This is a genomic window from Mesorhizobium sp. WSM1293, assembly GCF_000513875.1.
In the GTDB taxonomy this organism is placed as follows: domain Bacteria; phylum Pseudomonadota; class Alphaproteobacteria; order Rhizobiales; family Rhizobiaceae; genus Mesorhizobium; species Mesorhizobium ciceri.
The window spans coordinates 88128-101597 of record NZ_AZUV01000012.1; the positions used below are offsets into that span (position 1 = coordinate 88128).

Annotated in this window: 9 protein-coding genes and 1 tRNA gene; 6 read left to right on the forward strand and 4 right to left on the reverse strand. The window is 63.3% G+C overall.

Annotated features, from left to right (window positions below):
- Positions 1 to 13: 13 nt before the first annotated feature.
- Both M729_RS0116805 and M729_RS0116810 read left to right on the forward strand, forming a co-directional pair.
- Complete coding sequence (locus M729_RS0116805) at positions 14 to 1000, forward strand: sugar kinase (protein ID WP_027162271.1); 987 nt, start codon at positions 14 to 16, stop codon at positions 998 to 1000.
- Positions 1000 to 2271: a D-tagatose-bisphosphate aldolase, class II, non-catalytic subunit gene (locus M729_RS0116810; RefSeq protein WP_032808685.1), complete on the forward strand. Its 1272-nt coding sequence runs from the start codon at positions 1000 to 1002 to the stop codon at positions 2269 to 2271. Before M729_RS0116805 ends, M729_RS0116810 begins: the two co-directional genes overlap by 1 nt.
- A gap of 56 nt (positions 2272 to 2327) precedes the next feature.
- Here the strand turns inward: M729_RS0116810 and M729_RS0116815 are convergent, their stop codons facing one another.
- Positions 2328 to 3674, reverse strand: a complete 1347-nt coding sequence (locus M729_RS0116815) for an FAD-binding oxidoreductase (RefSeq protein WP_027162273.1) — start codon at positions 3672 to 3674, stop codon at positions 2328 to 2330.
- Positions 3675 to 3755: 81 nt separating this feature from the next.
- Between M729_RS0116815 and M729_RS1000000139290 the strand changes: the two genes are divergently transcribed.
- Genes M729_RS1000000139290 through lhgO form a run of 3 tightly spaced genes read left to right on the forward strand, consistent with a single transcriptional unit; the run spans position 3756 to position 5660 of the window.
- Positions 3756 to 4193 carry a hypothetical protein gene (locus M729_RS1000000139290; RefSeq protein WP_027162274.1) on the forward strand — a complete coding sequence of 146 codons (438 nt, stop codon included), beginning with the start codon at positions 3756 to 3758 and terminating at the stop codon, positions 4191 to 4193.
- Entirely contained in the window at positions 4081 to 4443 is a 363-nt protein-coding gene (locus M729_RS1000000139295) for an ATP-binding cassette domain-containing protein (RefSeq protein ID WP_245267593.1), read from the forward strand. Before M729_RS1000000139290 ends, M729_RS1000000139295 begins: the two co-directional genes overlap by 113 nt.
- 26 nt (positions 4444 to 4469) lie before the next feature.
- Positions 4470 to 5660, forward strand: coding sequence for an L-2-hydroxyglutarate oxidase (gene lhgO, locus M729_RS0116830; RefSeq protein ID WP_198032110.1), 1191 nt, complete (start codon positions 4470 to 4472; stop codon positions 5658 to 5660).
- A gap of 413 nt (positions 5661 to 6073) precedes the next feature.
- On the opposite strand, the gene M729_RS0116835 is transcribed toward lhgO, so the two are convergent.
- Both M729_RS0116835 and M729_RS0116840 read right to left on the reverse strand, forming a co-directional pair.
- A tRNA-His gene (locus M729_RS0116835) sits at positions 6074 to 6150 on the reverse strand.
- A gap of 364 nt (positions 6151 to 6514) precedes the next feature.
- The gene (locus M729_RS0116840; protein WP_013530255.1) at positions 6515 to 6973 is read right to left on the reverse strand and encodes a phasin; all 459 of its coding nucleotides are present in this window, start codon (positions 6971 to 6973) and stop codon (positions 6515 to 6517) included.
- 248 nt (positions 6974 to 7221) lie between these two features.
- Here M729_RS0116840 and M729_RS0116845 point away from each other — a divergent pair, with 248 nt between their 5' ends.
- Positions 7222 to 11004: a PAS domain S-box protein gene (locus M729_RS0116845; protein WP_027162277.1), complete on the forward strand. Its 3783-nt coding sequence runs from the start codon at positions 7222 to 7224 to the stop codon at positions 11002 to 11004.
- Between the two features lie 325 nt (positions 11005 to 11329).
- On the opposite strand, the gene M729_RS0116850 is transcribed toward M729_RS0116845, so the two are convergent.
- Positions 11330 to 13288, reverse strand: coding sequence for an acetoacetate--CoA ligase (locus tag M729_RS0116850; protein ID WP_027162278.1), 1959 nt, complete (start codon positions 13286 to 13288; stop codon positions 11330 to 11332).
- Between the last annotated feature and the right edge of the window lie 182 nt (positions 13289 to 13470).

The window sequence follows — 13470 nt, forward strand, 5'->3', positions numbered from 1 at the left end:
GATTTGACGCTTGATGAACGACCTCCCCCAAACGCTTGCACCGGACTCGCTCGGGCCAACCGTGACGATTGGAGAAATCCTGGTAGAGATCGTCGCGAGGCAGACAGGCACCGGTTTCCGGGAACCGATCGACCTCATTGGCCCCTTTCCGAGCGGCGCGCCCGCCATCTTCATCGATCAATGCGCGCGTATGGGCGGAGCGGCCGCGATGGTGGGCGTGGTGGGCGACGACGATTTCGGCGCAGTCAACATGGAGCGCCTGAAGCGAGACGGCGTAGACACTTCCGCCATCGCTGTTTCCGCGGATTATCCGACGGGCAGCGCCTTTGTCCGCTACCGCACGGACGGAAGCCGCGATTTCGTCTACAACATCGCCAAATCCGCCGCCGCTCGACTGGAATGGACCCCGCAGGTCGAGGCGCTGATCGCGCGTTGCGGGCATATCCACGTCATGGGAACGGTGTTCACAAGCCCCGCGGCCTGGGCGATCACCGAACGCGCGATCCCGCTGATCAAGGCACGCGGCGGCACCATGTCGCTCGATCCGAACCTGCGCAAGGAATTGCTGGCGCACGGCCAGACCGAGGAGAAATTCGCGAGCCTGGTGGACAAAGCGGACCTGCTGCTGCCGTCGGGCAATGAATTGTTCCTGGCCGCCGGCATGGATGGCGAGGAACGCGCAATCGAGGCGCTGTTCAAACGAGGGGTCAAGGAGATCGCCGTGAAGCGCGGCGAACGTGGCGCGTCAGCCCGTCAAAGCACGGGCGCCAGTGCCGATTGTCCCGGCCTCATCGTCGAGGAAACGGACCCCACCGGCGCCGGCGACTGTTTCGGCGGAGCCTATGTCGCATGCCGGCGGTTGGGGATGCCGCTGCGGACTTCGCTCGAATTCGCCAATGCGGCAGGGGCGCGCAACGTCACACGCCTCGGCCCCATGGAGGGAGCCGGCACGCGGGCCGAACTGGAAGATTTCATGGCAAGAACGGCGAGAAGAAGCTGATGCGTGTGGCGATCGAAGATGTGCCGGGCCTGCACAGGGAAGGAAAGAAAATCGGGGTGACCTCGGTGTGCTCGGCGCACCCCCTGGTGCTGAAAGCCGCACTGCGGCACGGCCGGGACACGGGCACCACCGTCCTGATCGAAGCGACGTGCAACCAGGTCAATCATCTGGGCGGCTATACGGGCATGACGCCGTCCGATTTCGCGGCGATGGTGAAAGCGCTCGCGGCAGTCGAGCAGTGCCCGACAGAGCTGATCGTGCTTGGCGGGGATCATCTCGGTCCCAATCCCTGGAAAGACCGGCCCGCCGAGGAGGCGATGGCGCAGGCCGGGACAATGGTCGATGCTTATGTCCGCGCCGGCTTCCGCAAGATCCATCTCGATGCATCGATGGGCTGCGCGGGTGATGAACCGGCGACGCTAGACGACCATACGGTGGCCGAGCGCGCAGCCAGAATGGCGGGCGTCGCGGAACAGGCGGCCGCGCAGAGCGGCGGGGCAAGCCCGGTCTACATCATCGGGACGGAGGTGCCGCCTCCCGGTGGCGCCGATCACGCTTTGGATGCGATCACCCCGACCAGTCCGGAGGCGGCTCGCCAGACACATGCCATTCACGCCAAAGCATTCCAGGCCGCCGGGCTTGAAAGCGCGTTTTCCCGCGTCATCGGGCTTGTCGTGCAGCCGGGCGTGGAGTTCGGCAACCAGAATGTGATTTTTTACGATCGGACCAAGGCCAGCGATCTGGCGGCAACTCTGAACACATTGCCGTCGCTCATTTTCGAAGCGCATTCGACGGACTACCAGGGTGAGAGGCCGCTGCGTGAACTCGTCGAGGACGGCTTCGCTATCCTCAAGGTCGGCCCCGAGCTGACCTTCAAACTGCGCGAGGCGCTTTACGCGCTCGATCTGATCGCTTCCGATCTGGTGCCTTTCTATGGCCAGCGGCCGCTTTACCACGCCATGGAAGAGCTGATGCAAGCCGCGCCCAAGAACTGGGCAAGCCACTATCATGGCAGCGACGCCGACAAGCGGACGCTGCGCCACTACTCCTATTCCGATCGCATCCGATATTATTGGGCGACCCCGCAAGCCCGTGCCGCCTGCGACCGGCTCTTCGACGCGTTGAAGGGCCGCAAGGTGCCGGTGACGCTGTTTCTCCAGCACCTGCCTTCGGCGCTCGCTTGGGCCGACCGAGCCTGCGACGTCGAAGAGATCGCGATCGATCACGTCCAGCGAAGCATCGAGATCTACGCCCGGGCATGCGGCACCTGAGCCCTCGTCCGGTTCTTCAAGGCCAGAGCGGATGGGCTGGCGGGCCGCAGAAATACTTACAGCGATGGTCCCAATCGGATCGGGCTGCCGTCGCTGAAACGGGATTGACGGAACCTGTGGAGATTGTGCCCGGTCTCGTTGCCCTGGATCAAATCGGACAGGATGCGGCCCATTCCGGGTCCTATGCCGAAGCCGTGGCCGCTCATCCCGGTCGCGACAACGAGGCCTGGGAACGCAGCGGCGCGATCGACGATGGGCACGACATCAGGCATCGCATCGATCATGCCCGCCCAGCTCGCCTTGAGCGGTACGGTCGTGAACTGAGGGAAAAGCTCCCTGAACCCGCCGTCGATGGCGCGGAGCGCCGACGTCTCGGGAGCCGGATTGAGGACGCGCATCCGTTCGAAAGGGCTTTCTTCATCCGCGTTCCATCTGCGCGGGGTCGACCAGCCGTCCGGGTAGCCTCGCGGCGCGGCCGGCAGGTAGCGTGTGCCGAACGGATTGGCCATCAGGGCGCTGACATATTTGCCTGCATGGCGAAATGCGTCCGGCCCTATGTAGAGTTGGCTGCTGCCTCCCGATGCGAGCGTGTACCCGCCATCCTGCCTGCGCCGGAAAGCGATGCGTTCGTCCGCGGCGGCACCGGCGTGGATTTCCGCCATCGGCGCTGTCGCAGCGACGGTCGCCCTGACGCTGAGCTGCGGAATCGAGATGCCGTGGGCGCGCAGAAACAGCGACGTCCAGGCGCCGCTGGCGACGAGGACGCTCGAGGCCGCGATGAGCCCCTTCTCGGTCCAGACGCCACTGATGCGTCCCGCGGAGATGTCGAGCATACGTGCCGCGCAATTCTCGATGATCGTCGCGCCTTCGCGGGCCGCCAGGCGAGCAAGCGCGGGCACGGCGACCCAAGGTTCTGCCCGCATGTCCGATGGAGTGATCATTGCGCCTTTGAACAGTCGCGACATGGCCGGGATCAGGCTTGCCAGCTCACCCTGGTCGAGGAGACGCGTGTCGACGCCATGAGCCTGGGCGATCTTCAGGAATTTCGCGAAACCGGCCATCTCCTTGTCTGTTCGCGCAAGATAGGTAACGCCCGTCTGCTTCAGTCCGATGTCCTCGCCACATTCCTGCGCCAGTTGCCGCCAGAGGCGCTGCGCTTCGATGACGATCGGCAGTTCGTCGGCATCGCGGCCCTGCTGCCGGATCCAGCCCCAGTTGCGCGAGGATTGCTCGGCGGCGATGCGTCCCTTTTCCAGCAGCGTCACCGAGACGTTCCGCCGCGCCAGGAACAGTGCCGTGGTCACGCCAATGACCCCGCCGCCGATGATCACGACGTCCGAGGTCCTCGGCAGGGGCTGCTGGAACTGGATCGGGGTGGCTTCGGTGAAGGGGAAGATTGTCAAAGAGCACTATCCTTTGGTATTCCGCAGCGGCGTCCGGTCTACGCACTTGATATCAGGGCAGCGATATCTGGCCGCCGTGAGATGTCGATACCACGCGAGGAGATTGATCGTCAGCTGCTGCTTGCCGGGAACGACGAGGCCAGATCGCGGCGCCGGCAAATCCACGCTTCTGAAATCAATTTCCGGGCCATGGCGCCGACCGGGGGCACGCTTGCCTTCAACAGCGAGTCGATCGCCGGCCAGGCGCCGGAAAAGCTATGCCGGAAGGGCCTGGCACCGGTGCCGGAAGGCCGCAGTATCTTCCGGACACTGACGGTGCGGGAAAACCTGCTGCTCGGCGGCATGATCCGCAAGGACAAGGCCGAAGCGGCCGCCGATCTGGGAACGGGTTCTGGAAATCTTTCCGATCCTCAGGACCCGCTACCGCGGCGTTGCCGGCCACCTTTCCGGCGGCGAGCAGCAGCAGCTTGCCATCGGCCGCGCCATCTTGCAGCGCCCGTCGCTGATGATGATCGATGAACCGTCGCTTGGCCTTGCGCCGCTGGTGATCGACCAGGTCTACGAAAGCCTCCGCCAGCTTAACGCCAGCGGGCTGACCCTGCTCGTCGTCGAACGGTCCACCGCTCGCATTCTCGACCTCGCTTCCCGCGTCTACGTGCCGCGCAACGGCCATAACGCGCTGGAGGGTTCGGCAAGCGAGCTTGCCGACGGGCATGCGCTGGAAGAGGCCTATTTCGGCTATGGCGATCGTCAGACGGCGCACGCATAATCGGGCAGGCAAGGGCTACAACAATGATTTTCGACTACTGCGTCATCGGCGGCGGCATCGTCGGCCTGGCGACGGCCATGCGGCTGCTGGAAACATATCCCGGCTGCAGCCTGATCCTGTTGGAAAAAGAGGAGGCTCTCGGCAAGCACCAGACCGGCCACAACAGTGGTGTCATCCATGCCGGCATCTACTATCCGCCAGGCAGCCTGAAGGCCGAGCTCTGCCGCAAGGGCGCGGATGCCACCAAGGCCTTCTGCCAGGAGAACGGCATCCGCTTCGATGTCTGCGGCAAACTGCTCGTCGCCACCTCCGCACTCGAAGTGCAGCGCATGGAGGCGCTCCACGAACGCTCGAAGCAGAACACGATCGAAGTCCGGCGCGTCAGCGAGGGTGAATTGAAGGAGCGGGAACCGAACATCCGCGGTCTCGGCGCGCTTTTCGTGGCCTCGACCGGCATCGTCAGCTATGCCGATGTCTGCCAAGCCATGGGGCGGCGCATCAGGGCGCTTGGCGGCGAGATCCGCCTGTCGACGCGCGTCACCGGCATTCGCGAAGTCATCGATTCCGTCGATATCGCGTCGGCCGGCGAAAACTGGCAGGCGAAAAAACTGGTGGTCTGCGGCGGTCTCCAATCAGACCGGCTGGCCGTGCTCGCCGGGCTTTCGATCGAGCATCGCATCGTTCCCTTCCGCGGCGAATACTATCGCCTTCCCGCATCGAAGAACGACATTGTCCGCCATCTGATCTATCCCGTCCCGGATCCAGCCCTGCCCTTCCTTGGCGTGCACCTGACGCGGATGATCGACGGCAGCGTCACGGTCGGGCCGAATGCCGTTATCGGTTTTGCCCGCGAAGGCTATCCACGGCTTTCGTTCAATGTTTCGGACATGGCCGACTACGCGCTGTTTCCCGGCTTCTGGAAAACCGTGTTCGCCAACCGCGGATCTGCGGTAACGGAACTCCGCAACTCGCTCTGGAAGCCAGGCTATCTGGAGGAGTGCCGGAAATACTGTCCGAGCCTCGAGCTCGCCGACCTGCTCCCGCACGAAGCAGGCATCCGCGCGCAAGCCGTGCGCAAGGACGGTGCCCTCATCCATGATTTCCTGTTCGCACAAACGGACCGCATGCTGCACGTCTGCAACGCGCCTTCCCCCGCCGCCACCTCGGCGATCCCGATTGCAGAGATGATTCGAGATCGCCTCATACAGGGCTGCTGAAAATGAGGCGGTACGCACTGGAGCCCAACTGAACGCTGGAGTATCTGTCTTGGCCAAGAAGGGAATTAGGGCACCGGCCGCGGCCAACGCAGCTTTTGCGTCGGAACCAGATCGGCGTACCACCAGGCCAGCAATCCCGCTCCCGGCGAAAGGGTAGCAACTTGGCCTGCGGTTTCCGCAAGCAAAGGTTCCGTGTGGACGACGGCTTTTTTGGCTGCGCAAAGATCTCAGGCGAAACGACGGCTGACGTCATTGGCAGGGTTCGCTCCCGGCTGACCGCCATTTTGTTGACCGTCATAGCTGGACGGCCTCCCTATGGCACCAGAATGGTACACGTCCATAGGACGCACCGACACCCAAGCCAGCCTAGCTAACCAGAAGCCTTTAAGTCTTTGAAATTATGTCGCTATTTATGGTACCGTTGGCTGGGATCGAACCAGCGACCTCCGGATCCACAATCCGGCGCTCTAACCATCTGAGCTACAACGGCACGTTGCCTGAGCGGATCGAAACAGAAACTCATCCGCCGCTCTGTCGTTCGGCGATGCGTCCTTACGGGCTTATGGATTCTAATTCAAGGCTTTTGGAAAGCAAAGGTCACTTCCCCACATCGGCGCGGCATTCGCCCGGCAAGAAGGCGCAGGACTAGGCGACGGACAAAGAAAAAGGCCGGCGGGAGGAGGTGCCGGCCTTTTCCTGTTACGAGCCAGCGGGAGGAGGTGCTGGCTGGTCACCCCGGGGAGCAGAGGGAGGAGGTTCCACTCACCGGGTATTCCTTGATGGCTGCCATCATACACCTGATCGTTTTTAAGAAAATGCGACCTTTTGTTGCATCTTCAGATCATGCGCAAATGTTAGGCAACCTTGATTTCCTTCATCGCCTTCTCGAAGGCGGTCTTGATCGGCTTGGAGACGTCCTCGGCGGCCTTGGAGGCAACGGCCTGGAAGTCCTTGGCCTGCTCGACGGTCGATTCGACGCGCTTGCGCAGGAAGGCGGTCTGCAGCTCGACGACTTCCGACAGCGACTTGGCGCCGATCAGGGCTTCGAGGTGGGAAAAACCGGCCTCGGCATTGGCACGCAAAGCGGAGATGGTCTTGAGCGACAGGTCGTTGGAAACGGTCTTGGCGGTCTCGTAGGTCGACTCCAGAGCCTTCTGGGTCTCCTCGGCGCCGGTCTTCAGCTTGGCATAAGCCTCTTTCGACTGCTCAACGCCCTTTTCGGCGAAAGCGCGAATCTGGTCAGTCGCCTTGGAAGCGTCGAAGCTCGGGAATTCAACGTTTTCGATCGTCTCGGCGGTCTTGGTCCTGGACATTTTCCATCCTTTTCAGCGGCAGCGGCTTTGACAGAAAGCCGTCTCGTTCATGTATGATGGCAATATAAAGGCAAATTTTGTGCATTGCAATATCTTTGTTGCAGTGCACCATAAATTTCTTTTGGGCCGTTAACCAAGAGCCCAGATTCCAGCCTTTGCACGTTCTGGCTTGTGGACCTTCGCGCCTCCGGCTTTTATTAACAAAGCGTTAACTGCAAAATCGCCGCTCCGTGAGGTCCGCCAAGCGCATGCCGTCCGAATATTCCTTCCTCGATGTCGCCGTGCTCGACGCGGTCCGCCAGCGCTTTGCCGCAGGCGACGCGATCGCGATCCTGTCGGCGGATCTGGAGCAGGTGATCTGGGCCAATGGGCCAGGAGCCGCGATGTTCGGTTATCCCGACATCGAGGCGATCATAGGCGCCTCGGCGCAGTTGCCCGTGATCGCCAGGCGCCAGATCATGGCGACCAGCGGATTTCCCGAGATTGGCAGTGACCGCGCCATCATGGTGCGGCTGGCGACCGGCATGACCAGCCGCGCCGTCGGCTTCCTGGCCAGTGCGGTGACCATGCCGGACGCCGAGAAGGCGATCATGCTGGCAGTGCCGGCGGCTCAGACAGGGTCACGCAGTGCCGGCGAAATCGCCGCGCGCGCCATTAGCGGCTTCACCGAGGATGGTCATTTCATCGCCTTTGTCGATGCCAGGGGCAACGTCGAGGCGGCCTCGGAAGGATTTTCGGCACTGGGCATCCTGCCGGAGACGCTGGCAGCACTGGTTGCCGACGTCGCAGCCGAGAGCGACCGCATCGTCAAGCGCCTTGTCCCGGGCGGCACGGCCTCCTACCCGGCAGGTCTGGCAAGATTGACCGAGGAGCGGCATCTGCTGGTGGTGATCGACGAGGACCAGCTCGACGACACAGCCCCTGCGGGCGAACACCTCACGCAAACCATTGCCGAGGCGGCACCAGCTGGCGATGCGGCTTCGCAGCCGGAACAGGGTCGCGAGACACCGACCGAGGAACCAGGCGCCGCACTGCCGACCGAGGACGTCGCCGCATCGCAGCCGCATGCGATCACCGACGCGATCGGGCAGGCGCCGACGGCTGCCAATAGCGATCAGGCGGCAGCAGAGCCCACACCGGCGCAACACGACCATTGGTACTTCAACGCCGGCGAGGACGGAGGGGAACAGGCGCCGCGACCAGCTGCGTCCGGACCTGAAGCGCCTCAAGAACCGGCGGCCCTGGAAGTCCAGTCCACCTCCGCGGCCACGCCGACGACCGTCTCGGCGATAGACCGCGCAGCGGCGCCGGTGCGCTTCGTCTGGCGCACCGATGCCGAAGGCAAGTTCAGCGCGCTGTCGCCGGAATTCGCCGACATCGTCGGCAAGCCGGCGGCCGACGTGATTGGCCGACGCTTCAGGGATGTCGCCGCCACATTCGGCCTCGACCCCTCGGGCGAGATATCGGGGCTCCTCGAACGGCGCGATACCTGGTCCGGACGCTCCGTGCTGTGGCCGGTCGTCGGCACCGATCTGAAGATACCCGTCGACCTGGCGGCGCTGCCTGTCTATGGGCGCAGCCGCGCCTTCGAGGGTTTCCGCGGCTTCGGCGTCGCCCGCGCCAGCGACGCGGTCGTCGATCCGGAGGCCATCGGCATGGCGCTGGTGCCCAATGGCCGGGCGCCGGCAACGCCGGAACCGCAAGTCATCCAACCCGCGCCCGAACAGCCGAACGCTGAGGAGCCCAGGGCCGAGGACGCTCAGGCATCGGATCCGTTCAAGGGCGAGGTGCCGGCGCTGACCATCGTGCCGAAACAGGAGCGGCGCTTTGCCGACAAGGTGATCCGGCTCGCCGAACATCGGCAGCCAGCCAACGACAAGGGCCTCTCGACCCTGGAACGCAGCGCCTTCCGCGAAATCGGCGAGCGGCTGAAGAAGGAGAGTGCTCCGGTCGAGCCACCAGAGACTGAGACTGCTGAGGCGTCGGCAGCGGAGACCGAGGCTCCGGTCAAGGCGTCCGACGACCCGATGCGCACCGGCGGCACCCCTGCGTCAGGGCCAGAGAACGAACCGGTCGAGCCATCCGAGACCGATGTCGATGCCGAAGACGAGCAGGATCTGGCACGGCTTGACGGTCACCCGGACGAAGCGGCTCGTGAAGCCCCCCCTGGGATGAATGTGACGGGCTCGTTGCTGGACTATGCCGGCCAAGATGACGAACGTGGCCCCGTGGCGGCGGAACCAGAGAACACCGCTGCGGTTTCGCCCGGCGAAGAGCCTGAAGCCACTGACGCGACACATGATGTCCTCGATGACGACAGCATGACGTCAGCAGATTTTCGCGATGCCGAAGACAGCGAGGATTGGGCGCAGCCCGACGAGGAAGCCGCATCGCCTGACGAGCAGGCGGTTGCCGCGCAGGCCGTCAATGCAGGCGACGCTGCGGAAATACGCGTCGAGCGCCCTCGCCTGCAGGTTCCGCCGCTCAAGGCCGAAGGGTTCGTGCCGTCGGCGTTTTCCGCGGGAGATGAACACAAGGCCCCGGACACGTCGCTGCTCGGTAAGCTGCCCGTGCCGCTGCTCATCCATTCCGGAGACCAGTTGCACTATGCGAACGAGGAATTCCTCAGCCTGACCGGCTACGAGGCGCTCGACGATCTGGCGGATGCCGGCGGCCTCGGCGCGTTGTTTGCCGACCCCTATGCCGACGACGGCGTTTCCGACGGCACCGATCGCGCGCTGCGGCTGAAGACGCGTGATGGACAGGAATTCCCGATCGAGGCCATTTTGCGCTCTGTCCCCTGGCGCGACGGCAAGGCGCTGATGCTGGTCGTGCGACGCTCCGGCGAGGATGATGCGCCGGCGAGCCTGCATGTGGTTGGCGACGAGCAGACGCAGCCGGATATTTCCGAGCTCAAGGCGCGCATCGCCGAGATGCGCACCATTATCGACACCGCCACCGACGGCGTCGTGCTGATCGGCCGTGACGGCACCATCCGATCGATCAGCCGGCCGGCCGAAGCACTGTTCGGCTTCGACAGCGACGATGTGACCGGCAAGCCGTTCGCCTCGCTGTTTGCCATCGAAAGTCAGCGCGCGGCACGCGACTATCTCAACGGACTGTCCGAGCCCGGCGTGGCGAGTGTCATGAACGACGGCCGCGAGGTTATCGGGCGCGAATCGCAAGGCCGCTTCATTCCGCTGTTCATGACCATCGGCCGGCTGCCCAACGACAGCGGCTTCTGCGCCGTCGTTCGCGATATCACGCAGTGGAAGCGGGCCGAAGAGGACTTGACGCAGGCACGTGCGGTGGCCGAGCGCGCGTCCTCGCAGAAGACCGATTTCCTCGCCCGCATCAGCCACGAGATCCGCACCCCGCTCAACGCCATCATCGGCTTTTCCGAACTGATGGTCGACGAGAAGTTCGGACCTGTCGCCAACGACCGCTACCGCGACTATCTGCGCGATATCAACCGCTCGGGCAATCATGTGCTCGACCTGGTCAACGACCTGCTCGACATCTCCAAGATCGAGGCTGGCCAGCAGGAGATGGCCTATGAGGCGGTGTCGCTCAACGACACGCTGGCCGAGACGGTGGCGATGATGCAGCCGCAGGCCAATCGCGAACGGGTCATCATCCGCTCCAGCTTCGCTTCGCGGCTGCCGGAAGTGGTGGCGGACCTGCGCAGCGTGCGCCAGATCGCGCTCAACATCCTGTCGAATGCCATCCGCTACACCCAGGCCGGCGGCCAGGTGATCGTCTCGACCGCCTATGAGACGTCGGGCGACGTCGTCATGCGGGTGCGCGACACCGGCATCGGCATGAGCCATGCCGAGATCGAGCAGGCGCTGAAGCCGTTCAAGCAGATCAACGCGCTGAAGCGCGGACGCGGCGACGGCACCGGGCTTGGACTGCCTTTGACCAAAGCGATGGTGGAAGCCAACCGTGCCCGGTTCACCATCAATTCGACCCCGGGCGAAGGCACCTTGGTCGAGGTCGCTTTTCCATCGACCCGTGTGCTCGCGGAATAGATCAGCCCTCCACGCTTCGATCCCGATAAAAAGAAAAAGGCGCCCAAAGGCGCCTTAAGAGATGGGATTGCTGTCACAACGGGGGCTTGAGCGAATTCGGATCCTCGGGGCTGAGGAACGGGATTTCTCCCTCAAGTTACCTGCGACTATCGACGCCGGACCTTAACAACTCCTTACCGGGGCGCCGGAAAATTTACGAATGTGTACCACTCATGAAATCTAGGTAAATTCTAGCGAGATATTTCGTTAACCATGCCGGAACGTCTTTTTTCATGCATGTCGTTGTCTCAAAACCGGGCCACTTTTGAGCGACATGCATTAGCAGCTACTCGGCCAATTGCGGCAGGTTCTTGAACAGCTCAAGCGCCTCTGGATTGGCGAGCGCCTCCTTGTTCTTGATGGCGCGGCCATGCACCACGTCGCGCACCGCAAGCTCGGTGATCTTGCCCGACTTGGTGCGTGGGATGTCGGTGACGGCGACGATCCTTGCCGGCACGTGACGCGGGCTCGCGCCGCTACGGATTTTTGCCCGTATGCGTTTTTCCAGATCCTCGTCGAGCTGCACGCCGGCGGCCAGGCGCACGAACAGGATGACGCGCACGTCGTTGTCGAAGTCCTGCCCGATGCACAATGCTTCCAGGATCTCAGGCATCTGCTCGACCTGATTGTAGATCTCCGCCGTGCCGATCCTCACCCCGCCCGGGTTGAGCGTCGCGTCGGAGCGGCCATGGATGATGAGGCCGCCATGCTCGGTCCATTCGGCGAAATCTCCATGACACCAGACATTGTCGAAGCGCTCGAAATAGGCCGCCCGGTACTTCTTGCCATCGGGGTCGTTCCAGAAGCCGATCGGCATCGCCGGAAAGGCTTTTGCGCAGACCAACTCGCCCTTTTCCTGCCGGACCGGCCTGCCGTCGTCGTCCCAGACATCGACCGCCAGGCCGAGGCCGGGTCCCTGGATCTCGCCGGTCCAGACCGGCTGCGTCGGCACGCCGAGCACGAAGCAGGAGACGATGTCGGTGCCGCCGGAGACCGAGGCCAGATGTACGTCCTTCTTGATGCCGTCATAGACGAAGCGGAAATCTTCCGGCGACAGCGGCGAGCCGGTGGAGGAGATTGCCCGCACAGTGGACAGATCATGCGTGCGGATCGGCTTGAGGCCGGCCTTGCGCACGGAATCGATGAACTTGGCCGAGGTGCCGAGGAAAGTCATCTTCTCGGCATCGGCGAAATCGAACAGCACATTGCCGTCGGGGTAGAAGGGCGAACCGTCATAGAGCAGCAGCGTCGCACCCGAAGCGAGACCCGACACCAGCCAGTTCCACATCATCCAGCCGCAGGTGGTGAAGTAGAAAAAGCGGTCGCCGTCGGTGAGACCGGCATGCAGCCGGTGTTCCTTGACATGCTGGATCAGCGTGCCGCCGGCCGAATGGACGATGCATTTGGGAATGCCGGTCGTTCCCGACGAAAACAGGATGTAAAGCGGATGCGAAAACGGCAGCGGCTCGAAGGCGACGGGCTTGTCGGCGAAGGGCGACAGCGCCTCTTCCAGCGCTACCGCCTTGTCGATAGTCCCGGCAACATCGCTCGATGTGCCGAGATAGTCGACGATCAGGATCTTGTGGAGAGTGCCGAGCTTGGCCGCGACCGCGGCGATCTTGTCGGCGACTTCGATCGCCTTGCCATTGTACCAATAGCCATCCGGCGCGATGAAGACGACGGGCTCGATCTGGCCGAACCTGTCGAGCACGCCCTGCTCGCCGAAATCGGGAGAGCAGGACGACCAGACGGCGCCGATCGAGGCGGCGGCCAGCATGGCGGCGACGGTCTCCGGCATGTTGGGCATCATGGCGGCAATGCGGTCGCCCCTCTTCACCTTGAGCGACAGGAAAAGCTGCTGCAGCCGCGAGGTCAGCGCGTGCAACTCGTTCCAGGACAGCCGGCGCTCGACCTTGTCTTCGCCGCGAAACACGATTGCGTCGCCTGAGCCGGTCTTCTTCAGCAGATTCCCGGCGAAATTCAGTGTCGCATCGGGAAAGAAAGAAGCGCCGGGCATCTTGTCGCCGTCGACGAGCAGCTTGTCGCCCTTGTCGCCGACGATGCCGCAGAAATCCCAGACCAGGCTCCAGAACCCTTCACGGTCCTCGACCGACCAGGCGTGAAGCTGCGAATACGAGGAAAACGCTACGCCGGCTTTGACTCCGGCGGCTTTGGTGAAGGCGGTCAAGGGTGCTGCGTCAATCTGGTCTTGCGTCGGGGTCCAGAGCGGTTGTTCGGCAGCCATGATCGTTCCTCCACGGTCGCCATCGCTTATGCATATCGCAGCGCAGCAGAGCAAGATTTTGTTCGGCTGATGCGACCAGATGTGCGCAAATGCCATCGCCGGGCCATAAAGACTTGAAATGCCTCAGCCCTAAGTCGTAGTGACAACTTGAAGTCGTAGTGACGGCCGGAAGTCCTGGTCAC